General features: G+C 65.2%; 12 protein-coding genes. All 12 read left to right on the forward strand.

The features are described from left to right. The first annotated feature begins 5 nt into the window (after positions 1–5). The 12 genes from E8E95_RS15475 to E8E95_RS15530 all read left to right on the forward strand — a co-directional run bounded on the left by E8E95_RS15475 (position 6) and on the right by E8E95_RS15530 (position 22,651). Positions 6–1,406 (forward strand): amino acid permease, encoded by a 1,401-nt coding sequence (locus E8E95_RS15475; protein WP_280351584.1) that lies wholly within the window; start codon positions 6–8, stop codon positions 1,404–1,406. A gap of 114 nt (positions 1,407–1,520) precedes the next feature. Further along, a complete protein-coding gene (locus tag E8E95_RS15480) occupies positions 1,521–1,928 on the forward strand; it encodes a VOC family protein (protein ID WP_179060826.1) in 408 nt (135 codons plus the stop codon). Between the two features lie 78 nt (positions 1,929–2,006). Next, positions 2,007–2,828, forward strand: coding sequence for an aldo/keto reductase (locus tag E8E95_RS15485; protein ID WP_280351587.1), 822 nt, complete (start codon positions 2,007–2,009; stop codon positions 2,826–2,828). A 379-nt stretch (positions 2,829–3,207) separates the two neighbouring features. Beyond that, on the forward strand, positions 3,208–3,987 hold the full coding sequence (locus E8E95_RS15490) for an efflux RND transporter periplasmic adaptor subunit (protein WP_280351589.1): 780 nt from the start codon (positions 3,208–3,210) through the stop codon (positions 3,985–3,987). Then, the gene (locus tag E8E95_RS15495) at positions 3,984–5,303 is read left to right on the forward strand and encodes an HlyD family efflux transporter periplasmic adaptor subunit (protein WP_280351591.1); all 1,320 of its coding nucleotides are present in this window, start codon (positions 3,984–3,986) and stop codon (positions 5,301–5,303) included. The genes E8E95_RS15490 and E8E95_RS15495 overlap by 4 nt, the downstream gene beginning before the upstream one ends. Next, a complete protein-coding gene (locus E8E95_RS15500) occupies positions 5,300–7,396 on the forward strand; it encodes a biotin/lipoyl-binding protein (RefSeq protein WP_280351750.1) in 2,097 nt (698 codons plus the stop codon). Before E8E95_RS15495 ends, E8E95_RS15500 begins: the two co-directional genes overlap by 4 nt. A 24-nt stretch (positions 7,397–7,420) precedes the next feature. Beyond that, complete coding sequence (locus tag E8E95_RS15505) at positions 7,421–8,221, forward strand: aspartyl/asparaginyl beta-hydroxylase domain-containing protein (RefSeq protein WP_280351593.1); 801 nt, start codon at positions 7,421–7,423, stop codon at positions 8,219–8,221. Then, entirely contained in the window at positions 8,197–9,207 is a 1,011-nt protein-coding gene (locus tag E8E95_RS15510) for a sulfotransferase family protein (RefSeq protein WP_280351595.1), read from the forward strand. The genes E8E95_RS15505 and E8E95_RS15510 overlap by 25 nt, the downstream gene beginning before the upstream one ends. Before the next feature lie 147 nt (positions 9,208–9,354). After that, positions 9,355–9,858, forward strand: a complete 504-nt coding sequence (locus E8E95_RS15515; RefSeq protein ID WP_280351597.1) for a GNAT family N-acetyltransferase — start codon at positions 9,355–9,357, stop codon at positions 9,856–9,858. Then, positions 9,855–10,166 carry a hypothetical protein gene (locus E8E95_RS15520; RefSeq protein WP_280351599.1) on the forward strand — a complete coding sequence of 104 codons (312 nt, stop codon included), beginning with the start codon at positions 9,855–9,857 and terminating at the stop codon, positions 10,164–10,166. Before E8E95_RS15515 ends, E8E95_RS15520 begins: the two co-directional genes overlap by 4 nt. 80 nt (positions 10,167–10,246) lie before the next feature. Next, positions 10,247–10,858, forward strand: coding sequence for a tail fiber protein (locus tag E8E95_RS15525; RefSeq protein WP_280351601.1), 612 nt, complete (start codon positions 10,247–10,249; stop codon positions 10,856–10,858). Between the two features lie 99 nt (positions 10,859–10,957). Further along, complete coding sequence (locus E8E95_RS15530) at positions 10,958–22,651, forward strand: DUF4347 domain-containing protein (protein WP_280351603.1); 11,694 nt, start codon at positions 10,958–10,960, stop codon at positions 22,649–22,651. The last annotated feature ends 52 nt before the right edge of the window (positions 22,652–22,703 follow it).

Raw genomic sequence — 22,703 nt, forward strand, 5'->3', positions numbered from 1 at the left:
ACCCCATGTCCGTAGCTGATCATCAGCCACAACATGAATCGCTGCACCGAGACCTCGGTGAGCGTCATATCCGCCTGATGGCTTTGGGCGCCTGCATTGGCGTCGGCCTGTTCCTGGGTTCGGCCAAGGCGATCCAGATGGCCGGTCCGGCCATCATGCTGTCCTACATCATTGGCGGGCTCGCCATCCTGGTGATCATGCGCGCCCTCGGCGAGATGGCTGTGCATAACCCCGTGGCGGGCTCCTTCAGTCGCTATGCCCAGGATTACCTCGGCCCGCTGGCCGGTTTCCTGACCGGTTGGAACTACTGGTTCCTCTGGCTGGTGACCTGCGTGGCGGAAATCACCGCCGTGGCTATTTATATGGGCGTCTGGTTCCCCGAGGTGCCGCGCTGGATATGGGCCCTGGCGGCATTGATCAGTATGGGCGGCATCAACCTGATCGCCGTGCGCGCTTTCGGTGAGTTCGAGTTCTGGTTCGCCCTGATCAAGATCGTCACCATCGTCGCCATGGTGGTCGCCGGCACCGGGATGATTGTCTTCGGCCTCGGCAACGAGGGCATCGCCACCGGTATCTCCAACCTCTGGGAACACGGCGGCTTCATGCCCAACGGCGTGCAGGGCGTGCTGATGTCGCTGCAGATGGTGATGTTCGCCTACCTCGGCGTGGAAATGATCGGACTCACCGCCGGTGAAGCGAAGAACCCGCAGAAGACCATTCCCCAGGCCATCGGCTCGGTGTTCTGGCGCATCCTGCTGTTCTATGTCGGGGCGCTGTTCGTGATCCTCTCCATCTATCCGTGGAATGAGATCGGCACCCAGGGCAGCCCCTTCGTGATGACCTTCGAGAGCCTGGGCATCAAGACCGCTGCCGGCATCATCAACTTCGTGGTGATCACCGCTGCGCTGTCGTCCTGCAACGGTGGCATCTTCAGCACCGGCCGCATGCTCTACAGCCTGGCCCAGCAAGGCCAGGCGCCGCGCGCCTTCGCCGTCACCTCCAACGGTGTGCCGCGTCGCGCGCTGCTGGTGTCCGGCGCTGCACTGCTGCTGGGTGTGCTGGCCAACTACCTGGTGCCGGAGAAAGTGTTCGTCTGGGTGACCTCCATCGCCACCTTCGGAGCCATCTGGACCTGGGCGATGATCCTGCTGGCGCAGCTGAAGTTCCGCCGCAGCCTCACCCCCGCCGAGCAGGGCAAGCTGCAGTACCGCATGTGGCTGTTCCCGCTCAGCTCCTACCTGGCCATGGCCTTCCTGGTGCTGGTGGTCGGCCTGATGGCCTACTTCCCCGATACCCGCGTCGCGCTTTACGTGGGGCCGGCCTTCCTGGTGCTGCTGGTGGTGCTGTACAAGGCGCTCAACCTGGCTCCCGCCAAGTCGGAAGAGCCGATCGGCGCCGCTGCCTGATTTTCGTCGCTCCACCATCGGGCCCGCCATGTGCGGGCCCGATGCTTTTTGGCGACAGCGGATTGCCGGAAGCGACTAGGCTGAATCCATCCACTTTTTCTGGAGATCATCGCCATGGCCGGTTCAGCTGCCATTCCCTGCCTGCGTTACCGCGACGCGCCCGCCGCCATCGGCTGGCTCTGCCACACCTTCGGCTTCGTCGAGCATCTGGTGGTGCCCGAGCAGGACGGCAGCATCTCCCATGCCCAGCTAAGCCTTGGCGACGGCATGATCATGCTCGGCTCCGTGCGCGACACCGATTACGGCCGCCTCATGCGTCAGCCCGATGAAACCGGCGGGCTTGGCACCCAGAGCATCTATCTGGTGGTGGCCGACGTCGATGGTGTGCACGCCCGCGCCGTGGCCGCCGGCGCCACCATCGTGCTGCCGCTGAAGGACGAGGATTACGGCGGACGAAGCTTTACCTGCCGCGACCCGGAAGGCCACCTGTGGAGCATTGGTTCGTACGATCCCTGGGCTTGAGCCGCTCGGCCCATTGCCGGAAGATCGCGCCCCAGCTGCCGGCAATCCCGACTGAACGGAATTTCCGAGGAATACGCCATGCAAAGCATCACCTTCCCAGACGGCACCCGGGTGCCCGCCATCGGCCAGGGCACCTGGCACATGGGCGAGAACCGCAGTGAGCGCAAGCGCGAAGTCGCGGCGCTGCGCCAGGGGCTGGAGCTGGGTCTTCGCCTGATCGATACCGCCGAGATGTACGCCGAAGGCGGTGCCGAGGAAGTGGTAGGCGAAGCCATCGACGGCCTGCGCGATCAGGTCTTCCTGGTCAGCAAGGTCTACCCGTGGAACGCCAGCCGCCGTGGTACCGCCCTGGCGTGCGAGCAAAGCCTCAAGCGCCTGGGCACCGACCATCTCGACCTTTACCTGCTGCACTGGCGTGGCGAGCACCCGCTGGAGGAAACCGTGGAAGCCTTCGAGCGCCTGCGCGAACAGGGCAAGATCGCGCGCTGGGGCGTTTCCAACCTCGACCTTGACGACCTCAACGAGCTACCCGCCGGTTGCGCCGCCAATCAGGTGCTGTACAACCCCGAGGCGCGCGGAATCGAGTTCGACCTGCTGCCCTACCAGCAACAACAGGGCATGCCGCTCATGGCCTACTGCCCGGTAGGGCAGGGCGGCAAGCTGCTGCGCAATGCGGCGATGCAGGAGGTCGCGCGTCGCCACCAGGCCAGCACCGCCCAGGTGGCCCTCGCCTGGGCCTTGCGCCAGGACGGCGTGATTGCCATTCCCAAGGCCGTCGACCCGCTGCACCTGAAGCAGAACGCCGAAGCCCATAAGCTCCGGCTCAGCGACGATGATCTCGCCCTGATCGACCACAGCTTCCCGCCGCCACGGCGCAAGCGTCCGCTGGAAATGCTCTGAGCCTGTAGGAGCCAGCTTGCTGGCGAATGAAGGGCAGGACTGCGTCCTGCTTCGCGATTGAAATCGCCCCCACAGGAAAAGCAGAAGCTGTCCGATTGGCACAGGCTGCTCCCTCTCCCTCTGGGAGAGGGTTGGGGTGAGGGCTGTGTCAGGCTGGCTCGAGACCAGTTCTATTTGCGAATGAACTCGCCGTTGCTTTGATGGGTTGCCAACAGTCACGGCTGATTGACACGGAATCTCCTGCAGCAGAAAGGTGCATTTCGACCCTCCACTCGGCGGCAAAGTTCTTCCTGATGGCGAGATAATTCCTCCGGCCAGATTCCTATTGTCCGACAGCTCTCATAGACTCTTGCCCACTTCTTTCCAGGGAATGGCCTTGATGAAACGCACGCTGTGGACGTTGTTGGGCTTGGTTGGGCTGATTGCTACCGCAGGGGCGGAAGAGCCGCCCGCGCAGGATCCCTTGCTCGACGTTCCCGCTGCAGCGAGCGCTTCGGGCAGTGAAGCCCGTGGCGTTCTGCGGGCCCGCAACCAGGCGGTGCTGGCCAGCGAACTGGCCGGGCGCATCGTCGAAATGCCCTACGCCGAAGGCCAGGCGTTCAAGAAGGGCGAGGTGCTGGTGCGCTTCGACTGCAGCGCCTATCAGGCTCAGCTCAACGCCGCCAATTCCGCCGTGCGCGCCGCCCGCGAGGAACTGAAGAACAAGCAGCAGCTGGCCGCCCTCAACTCGGTGGGCCGTTTTGAAGTGGCCCTGGCGGAGGCACGCCAGGCCCAGTCCCAGGCGGAGGCGCAGGTCTACCAGGTGCAGGTGCAACGCTGCCAGGTCAAGGCGCCCTTCGACGGCCAGGTGGTGGCGCGCAAGGTCCAACCCCATGAAAGTGTCGCCAGCGGTGCGCCGCTGCTGGACGTGGTGGACAACCGCACCCTGGAGATCCATCTGCTGGTGCCCTCGCGCTGGTTGAGCAAGCTCAAGCCCGACCAGGCTTTCGAATTCGTACCCGATGAAACCGGCGAGCCGCTGCACGCCGTGGTCAAGCGCCTTGGCGCGCGCATCGACGAAGGCAGCCAGACCCTCCTCCTGATCGGTGGCCTGCCCGCCGACGCACCGGGCCTGCTGGCTGGCATGAGCGGCACCGCGCGCTTCCCGGAGAAGCCATGAACGCAGCTGCGCCGGGTGCGGTCGAGCGCGTTTTCGCGCTCTTTCTCGGCCTGCAGCAACAGGCCCATCAGAAGGCCACTACCGAGCAACTGGCCTTCGCCATGGTCAACGACGGCCAGGCGCTGTTCGGCTTCCGTCATGCGGCCTTGCTGATTGCCGGCAAGGTGCGGGCGCTGACCGGCATCAGCCTGGTGGAGCCCAACGCGCCCTTCGTGGCCTTTGTCGAACGAGCCGCCGCACAGTTGCTTGGCCAGGATCGGTTAAGCGCAACTGCCGCCATCGAGGCCGAATCCCTCGACGAACAGTCCCGCGCCGACTGGCAGGCGCTGTCCGCCGCCCACGCCTGCTGGGCTCCGCTGAAAGATCGTCATGGCGACGTCTTCGGTGGGCTCTGGCTGGCCCGCGAGCACCCCTTCAACGACGCCGAGCTGGCCCTCCTGACCCAACTCGGCGACACCTACGCCCATGCCTGGCTGGCCCTGCAACCGCGCAAGCCCTGGCGCCTGCGCTGGCCCAAGAAGAAGCTGCTGGCCATTGCCGGCGGACTCTGCCTGCTGCTTCTGGTGCCGGTGCGCCAATCGGTGCTGGCGCCCGCCGAAGTGGTGCCCCAGGGGGGACGAGTGGTTGCGGCGCCCCTGGACGGGGTGATCGCCGAATTCCTGGTCAAGCCCAACCAGAACGTGGCTGCCGGCGACTTGCTGGTGCGCTTCGATGCCACCAGCCTGAAGGCTCAGGCAGACGTTGCCGAGCGCGCCCTGGGCGTCGCCGAGGCCGAGCTCAAGGCCAATACCCAACGCGCCTTCGCCGATGCCGAATCCAGTGCGCGAATCGACCTGCTCGCGGCACGGGTGGAGCAGAAGCGCGCTGAACGCGACTATGCCCGCCAGCTGCTGGCGCGTAGCGAAGTGCGCGCCGAACGTGCCGGCATTGCGGTATTCGCCGACGCCGAGCGCCTCACCGGCAAACCGGTGCAGACCGGCGAACGCCTGATGCAGATTGCCGATCCGGCCCAGGCCGAACTGCGCATCGAGCTGCCGGTGGGCGATGCCATCGCCCTGCAACCCGGCGCCGAAGTGGCGCTGTTCCTCGATAGCGATCCGCTCAACCGTCATGCCGCGCGCCTCGAGCGTGCGGCATACGAAGCCCAGAGCACGGCCGCCGGGCAACTGGCTTATCGACTCGATGCCGCCTTCAGTGATGCCCCGCCCCGTATCGGCCTGCGTGGCACCGCCAAGCTCTTCGGCGACCGCGCGCCACTGGCCTATTACCTGTTGCGCCGGCCGCTCGCCGCGGCTCGCCAGAGCCTGGGCTTCTGATGCTGCCCGCCCTGCGCTCCGACCTGCAGTTGTCGCCGGCCGCCCCCGGCCTGGATGGTGCGCCGCAATGGACCTTGGCCGACCCCCTGCGCGGTCGCTATTTCAAGCTCGGCGCCGCCGCCGTGCGCCTGTTGCGCCACTGGGCCCTGGGCGAGCCGCGACGGGTGCTGGACGCCGCCAACGCCGAACCCGGTCTGCCACTTGGCGAGCTGGAACTGGATGAGTTGCTGCGCTTCCTGCGTGGCCACGACCTGATCGCGGCCCTGGATGAGGAGCAGCGCTCGAGCTATGGCGTTAAAGCCGGCGCCGCGAAGCAGAGCCTGTGGAACCGCGTGTTGCACCAGTACCTGTTTTTCCGAATTCCGTTGTGGCGGCCCGACGCCTTCCTCAACCGCGCCTGGCCTGTGCTGGAGCGAAACGGCCATTGGCTGTTGCGCTGGGGGTTGCCGCTGGTGTTCGCCCTCGGCCTGTTCCTGGTGGCGCGGGACTGGCAACGCTTCATCGCGACCTTCCCGCACCTGTTCAGTCTGGGTGGCGCACTGGCCTTCGGCGTTGCCCTGACCTTCGCCAAGCTCTGTCACGAGTTCGGCCACGCCTTCATGGCCAAGCGCGCCGGCTGCCGAGTACAGAGCATGGGCCTGGCGTTCATGGTGCTGCTGCCGATGTTCTACACCGACGTCAGCGATGCCTGGCGGGTCAACGACCGCCGCTCGCGGTTACTGATCGGCGCCGGCGGCGTGCTCGCCGAGCTTGTGTTGGCGGTGCTCGCGCTGCTGGCCTGGTCACTGCTACCGGACGGCCCCGCGCGAACCTCGGCCTTCATGCTGGCCAGCGCCACCTGGATCACCACGGTGATCATCAACCTCAACCCGTTCATGCGCTTCGATGGCTATTTCCTCCTCAGCGACCTCTGGGGCGTGGAAAACCTCCAGGCGCGCGCCTTCGCCCTGTGTCGCTGGCGCCTGCGCGAGACCTTGTTCGGCTATGGCGAGCCCATGCCGGAACCTTGGCAGCCGGCGATGGCGCGGAGATTGATCTTCTGGGGTTATGGCTCCTGGCTGTGGCGCGCGGTGCTGTTCTTCGGTATCGCCCTGGCGGTCTACCACCTGTTCTTCAAGGTGCTGGGCATCTTCCTGATGCTGGTGGAGCTGGTCTGGTTCATCGGCCTGCCGATCTGGCGCGAGTTCGGTGAGTGGTGGCAGCGGCGCGATCAGACCGAGCCGCGCAAGGCCCTGCTGACCGGCGCCGGCCTGCTGCTGGTGCTGATCCTGCTGGCGCTTCCCTGGCGCAGTTCGGTGGAGGTGCCGGCGTTGCTGGAGGCCTCTCGTGCAACGGCCCTGCACGCCCCTGTGGCGGCGCGATTGAAACAGTTGCACGTAAAGGATGGGCAGGCAGTGAAGCAGGGCGACCTCCTGCTTGAACTGGAGTCTCCCGACCTGGATTCCCGCCAGTCGATCGTTCGCCGCGAGATCGAAATTCTCCAACTGCAGCTGCGCCGCCAGGCCGGACGCAGTGAAACTGCCGCCGACGCCGGCATCCTCGAGCAGCGCCTGGCCGAAGCAGTGGCCGAGTACCGCGGGCTGGCCGCGCAGCGCGAACGTCTGCAGTTGCGAGCGCCCCAAGCCGGCGTAGTGCGCGACCTGGTGCCGGACCTCACGCCCGGCCGTTGGCTCAGTCCGATCGATGCACTGGCCCGTGTCGTGGAACCCGGCCTGCGCCTGCGCGGCTACCTGGCTGAAGAAGAGCTGTGGCGTGTCGAGCCGGGTGCCGAAGGCCGCTTCATCGCCGACGACCCGGCACGTCCGGCGGTAGCTGTACGGCTGGACGAGGTGGACGCCACTGGCGTCGCCTATCTGGAACTGGAAGCCCTGAGTTCCGATCACAAGGGGCCGATTGCCGTACGCCGCGACGAGCAGCGCCGTCCTGAACCGGTGCAGGCGCAATACGGCGTGCGCATGAGCTTGCTGGACGATTCCATCCACCCGGCCCAGCCGCTGCGCGGTGTGGTGGTGCTGGACGGAGAAGGGCAGTCGGTCCTCGGTTTCGCCTGGCGCCGTCTGGCGGCGCTGGGGGTGAGGGAAAGCGGTTTCTGATTTCCAAGGAGCAAGGACGGTTCCATGCCAATCCCCCCAATGCCGATTTGCTCGCGCCTGCCTCTGACGTTCGAGATGGCACCTCTGCTGGAAGCCCTGGCACGTATCGAGGCTGGGGCGTGGCAGAGCCACTTCAACACCGGCTACTTCGAGGGTGACTGGAGCGGCGTTGCGCTGATCGCTCCAGATGATGCGCCATTGCCGCTGGCTCCCGGACAAGGCGCGCCGGTTCGCAGTGGCTGGTGGCAACGGGAGGCCGCCTGGAACGATCTGCTGGATGCTTTCCACGCCACGGTGCGCAGTGCACGTCTGCTACGCCTGGGGCCGGGCTCGCGCATCCACGAACATTGCGACCCTGACCTCGGCGTGCCAGGCAGTGACCTGCGCCTGCACGTGCCGCTGCTGAGCCCACCGGGTGTGGAGTTCCTCGTCGATGGCCTGCAAGCGCCCATGCAGCCGGGGGAATGCTGGTTCCTCGATCTGTCCCGCCCGCATCGTGTGGATAACCCCGGGCCGGGCGAGCGCATTCACCTGGTGCTGGATTGCCAGCCCAACGATTGGCTGCTTGGGCTCATCGAACAGGGACTGCCCGACACACCCGCGCTGCAGCCGGGGAGGGCGGGGCAGGCCTTCGCACGCTTCCGCGAGCTGGTGGAGCGGGACCTGAAGCTTGCGCAGCGGTTGCAGTCGCTGGCCGATATCCGCGAGTTCCTGCGGGAATCGGTAGCGCTGGGCGCCGCGCATGACTTGCACTTTTCCGAGGCGGAAGTCCGTTCCGCCATGCGCCAGGGCAAGCAGGCATGGAACGAACAATGGAAGGCATGAGCATGGGGGACATGCACGGCTGGCTGCCTATCCGGACCTGGCGGCGCGACGGAGAATGGCGTCTGGACTGGTGCTGGTTCGGCGAACAGCGGCTGACCCGGCCTTTTTTTCGCGATGATGTCGATTTGTCCCTGCGCTTGCCCTTCAACCAGGCCTTCCGTCGTGAAACGACGATGGATGCACTGCTCGACTGGCAGGTTGCCAGTCCGGGCGTTGCGCCGGGTGCCTTCATCTATCACGCGTCGCGCTGCGGCTCGACCCTGATGGCGCAGATGCTGGCAGGCCTGGAACGAAATATCGTGCTCTCCGAGCCTCCACCGCTGGACAACCTGCTGCGTGCCCACTTCGTCGACCCTGCCATGCAGGACCAGCAGCCACACTGGATTCGGGCGCTGTTGTCTGCCTATGGCCAGCGTCGGCTGGGCAACGAAGAGCGGTTGCTGATCAAACTGGATGCCTGGAACGTCTTCGAGGCGCCGTTGATGCATGCGCTGTACCCGGAGACACCGCGCATTTTCCTTTATCGCGATCCGCTGGAAATCGTCGTCTCGCAACTACGCCAGCCCGGCATGCACCGTGTGCCGGGCCTTCTGGGTCCATCGGCGCTGGATTTTGCCGGGATGGATGCCCAGGCCATGGCGCCGCTGGAATTCACCTGCCGTCTGATCGGCCGCATCCTTGAACAAGGGCTGGCACTGTGTCGGCAGCTGGGTTGCGTGCCGGTGAACTACAGCGAGCTGCCTGAAGCGCTCTGGGGGCGACTGGCCCCCATCTTCCACCTGGTCGATACCGATGCCCCGAGGTTGCGGGATATTGCGGCCTTCGACGCCAAACAGCCGGCGATGTGGTTCAGTGCTGACAGCCAGCGCAAGCGCGATGAGGCCGGAGAAGAGGTACGCGCGGCCGTGGAGCGCTGGGCGCGTGGGCCCTACGAAGGATTGGAGCAACTGCGCCGCTTAGAGCGGACACTTCATACAAATGTTTAGGAATACTTCTATTGATTATTAACTAAACAGTGGCTAGTGGCCTTTACCTTCGGTTAATCTTCCAGCGTTGTAGTCGCGTGATAGCAAAATAATACGGTGTTGGCCGGTTCCCACCCAGGAGCCAGCTTCAGCAAGGACGCACGACACATGTCAACTTTCGAGTTGAACCTTCGCCCCATCACGGAAGCCGATCTGTGCTTCCTGCGGCAGCTTTACGCGACCACCCGCGCCGAAGAAATGGCCTCCACCGGCTGGAACCAGCCGGCCATCGACGCTTTCCTTGCCCAGCAGTTCGACGCCCAGCACCGCTATTACCAGGAGCACTACCACGATGCGCAGTTCTCGCTGATCTGCCATCAGGAACAGCCAATCGGCCGGCTGTATGTGTTCCGTGGGCCCAGCACCTTCAACCTGATGGATATCGCCCTGCTGCCCGAATGGCAGCGGCACGGCATCGGTACGCGCTTCCTGGACGCTTTGATCCGCGAGGCGGACGAAGCCGGCAAGGCGATCCGCTTGTTCGTCGAGGCCACCAACCCGGCCCGGCGTCTCTATGACCGCTTCGGTTTTGTCGTGACGGGCGACAACCGCGTCTACCTGCAGATGCAGCGTGGCGCCAGGACTTCTCTTGAACAGGAAGTATCCGCATGAGCCAGATACCGAGCCGGCTGGACTTCGAACAACAGCTCCATCAGCCCTGGCAGCTCAGTTGGGGAAGTGGTGAAGGCATTGCCGTCACCCTGATCGAGGTAAGCGAGGGCGCGCCGATGAACGCGCGCCATGAATGCTACAGCGCGATCTTTGCGCAACCCGCCGGTGTCCAGTTGCCCCAGCACACTTACCAGTTGCGTAGCCCCGGCAACGCCGAATGGACAGTGCTGCTGTGCCCGATCGGGCCGGACGAGGACGGTGAGCGCCATCTGTTGCAGGCAGTGTTCCACTGCCGCAAGGCCCAGTAGGTCGGGCCTCGCACGAAAGGTTGTCCCGCGCATCGATGCGCACCCTGCCGCAGACGCGGCACATACAAGGAGCAACAGCAATGAGCGACCCCTTCCTCGGCGAGATCCGCATGGTTGGTTTCAACTTCGCCCCCCGTAGCTGGGCTTTATGCCAGGGCCAACAGATGGCCATCTCGCAGAACTCCGCCCTGTTCTCGCTGCTCGGCACAATGTACGGCGGCAATGGCCAGACCACCTTCGGACTGCCGGACTTCCGTGGCCGCAGCCCCGTGGGACAGGGGCAGGGACTGGGCCTGAGTCCGATCACCATCGGCGAAGTGAGCGGCACTGAGAACGTGACCATCCTGACCACGCAGATGCCGGCACACACCCACACCGCAGTGCCCACCAGCACCTCCATCGCTGCATCCGGCCAGGTTTCGATCCCCGCCGCGACCACGGGGACCACCCAGACCAACCCGGGACCGACCACCGTGCTGGGTCCCGTCGCCGCAGGTGGACGGGCCGGTACGTTGTATTGCACCGGCGCTCCCGACACTACCTTGGCTCCGGTCAACGTCAGCGTGCTGGGCGACATGCCGGGCATCAACATCGGCATTTCCGGTGGTAGCCAGCCTGTGGCGATCCGCAACCCGTTCCTGGGCACCAACTTCGTAATCGCGCTCGAGGGCATCTTCCCGTCGCGCAACTGACCCCGGCCCGCACCAGGCGGATTACTCGAGTCGTAACAGTACAGAGGGGGAAGGCGAGACTCGTCTTCCCCCTCGTTGAATGGCAGTAGGAGGTGTTCCATGTGGTGGAAGAAGACTGCTCGCGAGCAAGCGGCCGCTCAGCCGGCTCGCTCGGCGATTGCCTTGGCGCTTGAAGCTCGAATGATGTTCGACGGCGCAGTCGCTGCTACCGCGGTGGAAGCGGCAGATGCCGCACCGGCCTCCGATGTATCTGATGCACAGGGCAGCCAGGCGGATGCGCCGCAGCATGACAACGCGACCGACAACCTGGCCGCGGCCCCGTCGGGCACTGCCGACAACCGCCAGGAAGTGGTCTTTGTTGACAGCAATGTCAGGGATTACCAGCAGCTCGTCAGTGGCCTGAAGCCCGGCACCGAAGTCGTCGTACTAGATGCGAACAAGGACGGGCTGCAGCAGATTGCTGACTACCTCGACGGTCGCAGCGGCATCGATGCCATTCACATCCTTAGTCACGGCGATGTGGGCAAGATCCAGCTGGGTAACGACTGGCTGGACGGTGGCGATATAGCCGCTCGTAGCGAGTTGCTCGACGCCATTGGCCAATCTCTCGACAAGGATGGCGACATCCTGGTGTACGGCTGCCGAGTGGGGGCCGATGGGGCGGGTAATGAGTTCGTCCAGGCTCTGGCCAATGCAACAGGGGCCGATGTCGCCGCTTCGGACGACATGACAGGCGCAGCCGGATTGGGCGGCGATTGGACCCTGGAGCAGAACCTGGGCACTGTCGAAACCAGCGCGTTGCTTGGCCTGGAGGCCTACTACGGGCTGCTGGCGACGCCCGCGGACCAGAATTTCGACGCCCTGCCTGTTGCGGGCCAGGGGAGCAACAGCGCCACTATCGGCGGGGTCACGTACTTCAATAACGACAGCGTTGCCATTTCGATCGTCAATGACGGCTTCATCGCGGCCGGCACTGACCATGCCCTGGGATACCGGAGCACCGGCCCCGGCACCTCCACGGAAGTCGGATTCAAGACCCAGGATGGGTCGGAATTCAAGCTCAACAGCTTTGTCGTGGACCGCGGTTTTGGTGGAGACAGCTCGTTCACCATCAGCGCCTATCGGAATGGTGTGCTGATCGATGCCAAGGTCGTCGATGTGACGTCGGGCACCGCGACCTTCAACGTCAGCGTAGACAGCAAATGGGAGTACATCGACGAAGTCAGGATCACCGGAGCTGACCTCGACGTCGACATCGACGACATCAATTTCAGCGACGCCGTCATCCCCGATACCACGCCGCCAACGGTGACGTCCGTCAGTTCCAGTACGGCCAATGGAACTTACAAAGCGGGAGACGTGATCTCCGTCACCGTGACCTTCAGCGAGGTGGTCACGGTCACCGGTACGCCCCGGCTCACCCTGGAAACTGGCGCCATCGATCGGGTCATCAACTACAGCAGCGGTTCCGGGACCAGCACCCTGACCTTCAACTACACCGTACAGGCCGGTGATACCAACGCCGACCTGGACTACCTCAGCACCGGCGCCCTGGCCCTCAACGGCGGCACCATTCGTGATGCCGCCGCCAACAATGCCACCCTGACCCTGGCGTCACCGGGCGCGGCCGGCTCGCTGGGCGCCAACAAGGCCATCGTGATCGACTCGGCTCCCAGCATTAGCAACGTCAACGGTGACAGCGTCGCCTGGGCTGGAGTTGGCAACACGGTCACGCTGGATTCGGGCAGTAACGCTGTCTTCAGCGATACCGAGAAAGGCGCGCTGAATAGCGGCAACGGCAACTGGGCGGGCGGGAGCCTGACCGTGCAGCGCTCGGGAACAGCGGTTTCCGCGGATACCTTCGGGTTCAACACCGCAGGCGCGCTGTTTACGGTCAACGGCAATACCCTGGAGTCCGGTGGCCAGACCTTCGCCACCTTCACCTCCACCGGCGGCGTGCTGACGATCACTTTCACCAGCAGCGGCACCGCCGCCACGACCGCGCTGATCAACAACGTGGCGCAGCGCGTCACCTACCGCAGCGACACCCCGGCCGGCGATGCGACCGTGCGTTTCACCCTGAGCGATGGAGCCTCCAGCGCCACCGCCGATGTCACGGTCACGAGCGACACCATCTACGTAACTAACACCAGCGATGTTTCCATCATCGATGCCAGCAACGGTGTGGGCCTGCGCGAGGCAGTGGCTATCGCCGCGGGGGACGCCACGGGCCAGCAGACCATCGTGTTCGGCAGCGGCATGGCGGACCAGACCATCACCCTGGGCAGTGGTCTAAGCCTTACTGAAAACCTGACCTTCAACGCCGATGCTGCCGCTGGCCTGACCATTACCGGCAGTACCATTACGCTCGGTGGCGGCACCTCCCAGACAGTCACCCACTCTACCGGCACAGTCACCCTCGGCAGCACGCTGGCTGGCACTGGCACGCTGCTCAAGCAAGGTGCCGGAACGTTGGCCCTCACCAGCACTGGCAACGAAGCCAATATGTCCGGCGGCATCCGAGCTTTCAACGGCACCTTGCAAATCAGTGACGATGACAATCTGTCGTCCGGAACGTTGGTGCTGAGCGGCGGCACCCTGTCCAACAATAACGCCTCCTTTACCGTGGACAACGCCATCAACCTCGGCATTGGCGGCATCATTGATGTCGGGGGCACCGCTGCTACGCAACTGACCCTGAGCGGCGTAATTTCCGGCAGCGACGGCGGCACCTTGCTGAAGTCCGGCCAGGGAATCCTCCAGCTCGATGGCAACAATACCTACACCGACGGCACCAGCATCATGGCTGGAACGCTGATCCTCGGCCACGCCAATGCGCTGGGTACCACTGCTGGCAGCACCTTGGTCTGGAACGGTGCGACGCTGCGCGTGACGGGTGGCCTCACCGTCGCCGAGAACCTCGTGATCCAAGGCACCGGCACGCAGGTGAGCAGCGTCAACTACGGCGCCCTCCATCTGATTTCGGGCTCTTCGACCCTCAGCGGCACCGTCAACCTGGGCAGCGCCAATATCAGCGTGACCTCAGGCAGCACCCTGACCATCAGTGGTGCGCTGAGTGGTACGACCGATCTGACCAAGACCGACAGCGGCACCCTGATCCTTTCCAACAGCAACAACGAGGCTGGTTTCACCGGCGGCACCACCGTCACCGGCGGAACCTTGTCGATCGGCAACGACGATTACCTGGGTTCCGGCCTGATCTCGCTGGACGGCGGCACCCTGGCCATCAGCGGCGGTACCACAGTCGATAACGCGATCTGGGTGCTCTCCGCCTCGACCATCAACAACAGCGCCACCGCTACGCTAAGTGGCAGCCTCGGTGGCAGCGGCAGCCTGACCAAGACCGGTGCCAGTACGCTGACCCTGTCCGGCAACAACACCCACATTGGCGGTGTCAACCTCAGTGCCGGTGGCCTGACGCTGAGCGGTGGCTCGGCGCTCGGCAACAACAGTGCGGTGACGCTATCGGCCAGCACCGTGCTGACCGTCTCCACCGCCGAGATCATCGGTTCGCTGGCAGGCAGTGGCAGCCTGGTACTCAACGCCACGCTGACTACCGGCGCCAACAACACCAGCACCACCTATTCCGGCGTGATCTCGGGCCTGTTCGGCCTCACCAAGGCCGGCAGTGGCACGTTGACGCTGACCGGAAACAACAGCTACACCGGCGCCACCAACGTGTCGGCGGGCGGACTGACGCTCAACCGAGTCGGCGGCGCGCTGGACGACAACACGTCGGTGACTGTGGCGTCCGGCGCGACCCTGACCGTTTCCGCCGACGAGACCATCGACGCCCTGTCCGGCGCCGGTACCGTGGCCCTCGGCACCTCCGCGCTGACGGTCGGCATCAACGGCACCAGTAGCACCTTCTCCGGCGCGATCACCGGTTCCGGCACCTTGGCGCTGGATGGCGGCGGCACCTTCACGCTGTCCGGCACCAACAGCGGCCAGAGCTGGGGATTGCAGGTATTGAGCGGCGGTACGGTTGCGATCGCCGGCGACGCCAATCTGGGCAGCGGAACCGTGCAACTGAACGACGGCACGCTGTCGGTCACCAGCACGGGGACCATCGACAACGCCATCACGCTGGGCGCAAGCGCCGGCCGCGTCTCGGTGGATTCCGGCCTGGCCGTCAGCCTGAGCGGCGCGATAGGCGGCGCTGGCGCCTTGACCAAGACCGGCAGCGGCACGCTGACCCTGTCGGGCGGCAACAACTACTCGGGCACCACCACCGTCTCGGCCGGCACCCTGGCTGTGGCCGGGGACGGCAACCTCGGCGCAGGCGCGGTTACGCTGGCGGCCGGCACGACCTTGCAGGTGACCGGCGCTACCACCATCAACAATGCGTTCAACCTCGGTGGCGCGGCCACATTCCAGACCGATGCGGCAGTGACTGTCTCCGGCGCGATCACTGGCGGTGGCAGCCTCACCAAAACGGGTGCGGGCACACTCACGCTGAGTTCCCTCAGCAGTAACTACTTGGGCGGCACCACGCTGGCCGCGGGTACCCTTTCGGTACAGTCCAGTGCGGCCCTGGGCAGTGGCACCATCACCTTCAATGGTGGCGCGCTGGATGTCAGCACGACCACAGCGCTGGCCTTCTCCAACGCCGTGAACATGGCCACGGCCGGCAGCATCAGCTTCATTGAGGACGCCGAAGCCACCTTCAGCGGCGCCTTCAGCGGCACCGGCGGGCTTACCGTGACGGGCGTTATCAGCGGTAACCGTGAGCTTCTGACGCTGAGCAACAGTGGCAACTCGACCACCTGGAGCGGCACGCTGACGGCGACCAACGCAGCCTTGCAGTTCGCCGCCGACAACATGCTGAGTTCGGGCACGATCACCCTCAACAGCGGCAGCGTGCTGCTGAACACCGCCTCCACCACCGTCGACAACGACGTGGTCCTCGGCGGCGCGGGCATCCTCTTTTCCAACGCTGGCGACCTGGTGCTGTCGGGCGTGATGTCGGGTTCGGGCGCGCTGACCACCGGCGGCACTACTGGCACCAGCGTCACGTTGTCCGGCATCAACACCCACACCGGCAGCGTCACGGTCGCCGCCGGCAAGCTGATCCTCAGCGGCGGTTCGGCCGTCAGTGACAGCGCGGCGGTCACCGTCAGCAACTCCACCACGCTCGAACTGGCGTCCAGCGAGACCATCGGCTCGCTGGCCGGCACCGCCGGCAACACCCTGGCGCTCGGCAGCAACACCCTGACCACGGGCGGCAACAACAGCAACACTTCGTTCGCCGGTGGGATCAACGGCACCGGCAGCCTGGTCAAGACCGGTAGCGGCACGCTGACACTGTCGGGAAGCAACACCTTCACTGGCGGGGTCCAGGTGTCGGCCGGCGGCCTGACGGCCAGCGGCGGCGCCGCCATCGCCGACACTGCCCTCGTGAACGTGGATTCGGGCGCCACCTTCACGCTGTCGGCGACCGAGACCATCGGCGCGCTGTCCGGCGCCGGCACGGTACAACTGAACAGCAATACGCTGTCCACCGGCGGCACCAATCTCAGCACGACTTTCAGCGGCAGTATCAATGGCTCGGGCAATCTGATCAAAACGGGTACCGGCACTTTCACGCTGAGCGGCAGCAACGGCTATCTCGGTACCACCACGGTGGGAGGTGGCGGCACGCTGAGCATTACCGACGCCAGCAATCTCAGCGTCAACACGCTGGGGTTGAATAACGGCGGCACCCTTGAAGTCACCGGCAGCAATGTCACGCTGACCAACGCCATCGTGCTCGATACCGGTGGTGGCAGGATCAGCAATGCCTATGGGCTGACGCTTGCCGGCGTGCTGACGAATTCCAATTCATTTACGAAGCTGGGCGCCGGTACGTTGACGCTGACCGGTGGTTCCAATTACACAGGCGCGACCAATGTCAACGCCGGCACCCTGTTGGTGAATGGTGCGCTGGCCGGTACCTCCAGCCTGACGGTGGCTTCTGGCGCCACGCTTGGCGGCAACGGCAGCATCTTCGCCAACAGCTCCACCAACACCCTGACCGTGCAGAGCGGCGGGGTCCTGTCGCCGGGCAACAGCGCGGGCACCCTGACGGTGAACGGCAACCTGCAGATGAACGCAGGCAGCATCCTGGCGGTCGAGATCAACGGCACCACGGCCGGAACCCAGTACGACCAGGTTGTGGTCAACGGCACGGTGGACGTTTCCGGCGCCACCCTGGCGGTCACCCATGGCTATACGCCCGGCCTCGGCGACACCTACACGCTGATCAGCAACGATCTCAACGACAGCGTGACCGGCAACTTCAGTGGCCTCGCCGAAGGCGCCACCCTGGCCGCCGGCGGCAACAGCACCGAACTGACTGTCAGCTACGTCGGCGCCACCGGCAACGACTTCACCCTGACGGCGCCGACCAACGAGCCGCCGGTAGTCGGCAACCTGAATGGCGACAGCGTGGGTGTCATCGAAGGCGGCGGCGCGGCCCTGCTGGATTCCGGCAGCGACGCCACGGTGACCGACAGCGATTCCGTGGACTTCGATGGCGGCAAAGTCACCGTTGCCATAATCGCCAACCGCGCCAGCGGCGAAGACTTCCTCTCCATCCTGAATCAGGGGACGGGGGCAGGGCAGATCGGTGTTTCCGGTTCGAACGTCACCTTCGGCGGCGTGGTGATCGGCACCTTCACCGGCGGCACCGGCAGCAACGACCTGGTGATCAGCCTGAACGCCAATGCGACCCCGGCGGCCGTCCAGGCGCTGGTGCGCACTATCACCTACACCAACGGCAACACCCTCGATCCGAGCACCGCCACCCGTACCGTGCGCATCACCGTGGACGATGGCGACGGCGCCACCAGCGCCAACGCGGACATCGCCGTCAGCGTGACCGGCGTGAACGATGCACCCACCTTGTCCGCCACCGGCGGCACGTCCACGTACACCGAGAATGGTGCGGCGGTGGACCTGTTCAGCGGCGTGAGCGTCGGCACCGTCGAGGCGGGCCAGACCATCACTGGCCTCACCCTGACCGTGAGCAACCTCGCCAACGGTGCCAGCGAAATCCTGCGCATCGACGGTACCGACATCATCCTGGTCAACGGCACCAGTGGCACCACCACCGGCGGCAATGGAATCAGCTATAGCGTCAGCGTCAGTGGTGGCACCGCTACCGTCACCCTGGCCATCGCCGGCGGCCTCAGCACGGGCAACGTCCAGACCGTCATCGATGGCATGAGCTACCGCAACAGCAGCGAGACGCCGAGCGGCAGCAGTCGTGCGGTCACGCTGACCAGCATCAGCGACAGCGGCGGCACCAGCAATGGCGGCGTGAACAGTACCAGCGTCAGTGTCGCGGCCATGGTCGGCATCGAGGCGGTGAACGATGGCCCAAGCATCACCGCGCCCGGTTTCATCGCTGTGACTGAGGATGTCACCACGGCGCTGACTGGCATCAGTTTCGCCGATATCGATGCAGGCACCGGCAGCGTCACCGCCACCTTCAGTGTGGCCAGCGGCACCCTTGCTGCCACCAGTGGCAGCGGCGTCATCGTGGGTGGCTCGGGCACCGGCAGCCTCACGCTGACTGGCAGGCTGGCCGACATCAACGCCTTCATCGCTGCCAGCGGCCTGAGCTTCACCACCGCCAGCAACGCCACGGCAAGCGTGACGCTGACGGTCGCCATCGACGATGGCGGCAACACCGGCAGTGACCCGGGCCTGTCCGGTACCGGCAGCAGCGAGGCCGACTCGACCACCCTTACGCTGGCGGTCTTGGCCGTCAACGATGCCCCGGTCAACAGTGCCCCTGCCAGCGCCATTGTGGATCAGGACGACACGCTGGTATTCAGCAGCGGCAACGGCAACCTGATCACCATCAGCGACGTGGACGCGGGGGGCGGCACCGTGCGCGTCACCCTCACCGCCACCAATGGCCTGATCACATTGAGCAGCCTGACAGGCCTGGTCTTCACGGTCGGCACTGGGACTGGCGACGCCAGCATGACCTTCGATGGCAGCATCGCCGACATCAACATCGCCCTGAGCGGCCTGACCTTCAGCCCAATCACGGGCTACAACGGTCCTGCCAGCATCCAGATCACCACCAGCGACCTGGGGGGCACGGGTAGCGGCGGCGTCCAGACCGATACCGACACCATCAACATCACCGTCAACCCGATCAACCCGCTGGTCACCGATATCGGCGTCAGCAATCCGGATGGCGGCTACAAGGTGGGTGATGTCATCACCGTCACCATCAGCTTCGACCAGACCGTGGTCGTCGACACGTCCGGCGGTCTGCCTTCGTTGCTGTTGGAAACCGGCCTGCTGGACCGTACCGCCACCTATGTTTCCGGCTCGGGCAGCAACACCCTGACCTTCAGCTACACCGTGCAGGCAGGTGATGTCAGCGCCGACCTGGACTACCAGTCCACCGGCGCCCTGGCCCTGAACGGCGCGACCATCCGAAACGTCGGCAGCGACGACGCCATTCTCACCCTGCCGGCCGTGGGTGGCGCCGACTCCATCGCCGGCCAGCACGGCATCGTCATTGACGGCCTCGTGCCGCAAGTGACCAGCGTCAGCGTGCCCGCCAACGGAACCTATGTGGCGGGGCAGAACCTCGACTTCACCGTCAGCCTCAGCGAAGCGGTGATCGTCGACACCATTGGCGGCACGCCGCGCATCGCCATCACCCTGGACGGCGGGGGTACGGTCTTCGCCAACTACCTCAGCGGGTCCGGCACCTCCGCCCTGGTGTTCCGCCTGACCGTCAGCAGCGGCCAACTGGATACCAATGGCATCAGCGTCGGCGGCGCGATCCAGGCCAATGGCGGCACGTTGCGCGACGGCGTGGGCAACAACGCCAATACCACCCTGAATAACGTCGCCAGCACGACGGGTGTGCGGGTGGATGCCGTGGTGCCGACCGTGGCTAGCGTGAGCGTCCCGGTGGGCGTTGCGTATAACGCCGGCGACACCCTGAGCTTCGTGGTCAATGCCAGTGAGGCAGTGTTCGTCAATGGCACGCCGCGCCTGAGCCTGGATATCGGCGGCAATACCGTGTTCGCCCAGTACGTGAGCGGTTCCGGCACCAGCACCCTGGTCTTCCAGTACGTAGTGGTCACCGGCGACACCGATGCCGATGGCATCGCTGTGAATGGGCTGGAGGCCAACGGCGGAACATTACGGGATGCCGCCGGCAACAGCCTGGACCTGGCGCTGAACAACATCGGTGATACCAGCGGTGTGATAGTCGACACCCTTGCACCGGTGTCGAACGGCATCGTCACCCTCGACCCGTCGCCGACCAACGCCGACAGCGTGCGTTACACCGTGACGTTCAGCGAGGCCGTCAGCGGTGTGGACCTCAGCGACTTCGACCTGGTGACTGGCGGCACTGCCGCCGGCAGCCTGACCGGGCTGGTGCAACTCGATGCACAGACCTATCAGGTCACCGTCAGCGGTGTGAGCGGTACCGGCACACTGGGCCTGAACCTTAAAGGCTCCGGTACCGGCATCGTGGATCAGGCCGGCAATGAGCTCTTCGCCGGCCTGACCGGCGCGGTGTACAGCGTGGACCGCGACGTGCCCACCGTCACCAGCGTCAGCGTGCCGGCCAACGGCACCTATGTGGCGGGGCAGAACCTCGACTTCACCGTCAACCTCAGCGAAGCGGTGATCGTCGACACCACTGGCGGCACGCCGCGCGTCGCCATCACCCTGGACGGCGGGGGTACGGTCTTCGCCAACTACCTCAGTGGTTCCGGCACCTCCGCGTTGGTGTTCCGCCTGACCGTCAGCAGCGGCCAGTTGGATACCAATGGCGTCAGCGTGGGCGGCGCGATCCAGGCGAATGGCGGCACGTTGCGCGACAGCGTGGGCAATAACGCCAATACCACGCTGAATAACGTCGCCAGCACGACGGGCGTGCGGGTGGATGCCGTTGTGCCGACGGTGGCCAGCGTGAGCGTGCCCGTGGGCCTTCCCTACAACGCCGGCGACACCCTGAGCTTCGTGGTCAACGCGAGCGAGGCGGTGATCGTCAACGGCACCCCGCGCCTGGCCCTGGATATCGGCGGCACGACAGTGTTCGCCAATTACGTGACGGGTTCCGGTACCTCGACCCTGGTGTTCCAGTACACCATCCAGGCGGGCGACAACGACGCCAACGGCATCGCCGTCACCGGCCTGGCGGCCAACGGCGGAACCTTGCGGGATGCGGCCGGCAACAACATGAACCTCGCGCTGAACAGTGCGGGCGACACCAGCAACCTGATCGTCGATACCCAGGCTCCCAGCCCGATCGGGATCGTCGCCCTCGATCCGTCGCCCACCAATGCCGGCAGCGTGCGCTACACCGTGACCTTCGACGAGAACGTCAGCGGCGTGGACCTCGGCGACTTCGCTTTGATCACCACCGGCACTGCCGGCGGCAGCCTGACCGGTTTGCTGCAGATCGATGCCCGTACCTTCCAGATCACCGTCAGTGGCGTAAGCGGCACCGGCACGCTGGGGCTCAACCTCAATGGTTCGGCTACCGGCATCGTCGACGTTGCCGGCAACGCTATCACCGGCGGCCTGACCGGCGCGGTGTACAGCGTCGACCGCGATGTGCCCACCGTCACTGGCGTCAGCGCGCCGGTCGGCGTGCACTACAACGCTGGCGACACCCTGACCTTCGTGGTCAACGCCAGTGAAGCGGTGATCGTCAACGGCATTCCGCAACTGGCCATCGATATGGGCGGCGTTACCGTGTTCGCGGATTACGTGGCGGGCTCGGGCAGCAACACGCTGGTGTTCCAATACACGGTTCGCGCCGGCGACAACGACACCAACGGCATCGCCGTCACTGGCCTGGTGGCCAATGGTGCGACGCTGCGCGATGCCATCGGCAATTCGATGAATCTGACCCTGAATGGCGTCGGCAACACCAGCGGCGTGATCGTCGATACCACGGCTCCCAACGCCAGCGCGACTGTCGCGCCGCTCGCCACTCCGGGCAGCGTGCAGTACACCGTGACCTTCGACGAAAGCGTCAGCGGCGTCGATCTCGGCGACTTCAACCTGGTGACCACCGGCAACGTCACGGGCACCCTGCAGTCGCTGACGCAGGTGGATAGCCGGACCTTCCTGGTCACCGTCAGCAATGTCGCCGGCGCCGGTACCCTCAGCCTCGGGCTGAACGCCACCGGAACCCTGATCACCGATACAGCGGGCAACCCGATGCTCAGCGGACTGTCGGCACAGACCTACAGCGTGCCGCAGAGCGACGGCGATCCGGAGTTCCGCACCAATCCGCCGATCATCGTGCCGCCAGAGCCGACGGTTCCGGTGGACACCGTGCTGCCGAATCCGCCGCCGCCGTTCACTTCGCCGCTCATTCCGCCGCCGCTGTTCGAGCAGCCGACCCTGGGCAGTGGAATTCCGACCCTGGGCAACATCTTCATCAACCAGGGAGCCCTGGCGCCCAGCTTCATCGCGCAGGTGTTCGGCAGCAGCGACGGCTTCGGCGATGGCTCCGGCTCAGGGTTCCTCGGCTTCGGTGGAGGGGACGGCGGCGTGTTCGGCAGCAGCAGCCTGTCGAGCTTCTTCGACAAGGATGTACCGCAGGATTCCGAAGAGATGAAGCTGTTCGACGGCAAGCAATGGAAGGGTGGCTCCGGGGGGAGCGGCCAGGGCATCTTCGGTGCGCCCACGCTTGGCCAGCAGTTGCAGGACATCAAGGACAACGAGCAGCGTCAGGTCAGGGAGCTGGCCATGGCACTGGGACAGATCCAGGCGGATCGCCCGCAGGCTTGAAGAACAACGAATTAGAAATCTGTAAGTGCCGTGTCTAGGGGGCGGCCCAAGG

Source organism: Pseudomonas sp. BN414 (assembly GCF_029871275.1).
Lineage (GTDB): Bacteria > Pseudomonadota > Gammaproteobacteria > Pseudomonadales > Pseudomonadaceae > Metapseudomonas > Metapseudomonas resinovorans_C.

What these genes read in the sequence shown, in the direction of transcription:
- E8E95_RS15475 (WP_280351584.1), top strand. Translation starts at nt 6, where the DNA reads ATGTCCGTAGCTGATCATCAGCCACAACATGAATCGCTGCACCGAGAC.
- E8E95_RS15480 (WP_179060826.1), top strand. Translation starts at nt 1,521, where the DNA reads ATGGCCGGTTCAGCTGCCATTCCCTGCCTGCGTTACCGCGACGCGCCC.
- E8E95_RS15485 (WP_280351587.1), top strand. Translation starts at nt 2,007, where the DNA reads ATGCAAAGCATCACCTTCCCAGACGGCACCCGGGTGCCCGCCATCGGC.
- E8E95_RS15490 (WP_280351589.1), top strand. Translation starts at nt 3,208, where the DNA reads ATGAAACGCACGCTGTGGACGTTGTTGGGCTTGGTTGGGCTGATTGCT.
- E8E95_RS15495 (WP_280351591.1), top strand. Translation starts at nt 3,984, where the DNA reads ATGAACGCAGCTGCGCCGGGTGCGGTCGAGCGCGTTTTCGCGCTCTTT.
- E8E95_RS15505 (WP_280351593.1), top strand. Translation starts at nt 7,421, where the DNA reads ATGCCAATCCCCCCAATGCCGATTTGCTCGCGCCTGCCTCTGACGTTC.
- E8E95_RS15510 (WP_280351595.1), top strand. Translation starts at nt 8,197, where the DNA reads ATGGAACGAACAATGGAAGGCATGAGCATGGGGGACATGCACGGCTGG.
- E8E95_RS15515 (WP_280351597.1), top strand. Translation starts at nt 9,355, where the DNA reads ATGTCAACTTTCGAGTTGAACCTTCGCCCCATCACGGAAGCCGATCTG.
- E8E95_RS15520 (WP_280351599.1), top strand. Translation starts at nt 9,855, where the DNA reads ATGAGCCAGATACCGAGCCGGCTGGACTTCGAACAACAGCTCCATCAG.
- E8E95_RS15525 (WP_280351601.1), top strand. Translation starts at nt 10,247, where the DNA reads ATGAGCGACCCCTTCCTCGGCGAGATCCGCATGGTTGGTTTCAACTTC.
- E8E95_RS15530 (WP_280351603.1), top strand. Translation starts at nt 10,958, where the DNA reads ATGTGGTGGAAGAAGACTGCTCGCGAGCAAGCGGCCGCTCAGCCGGCT.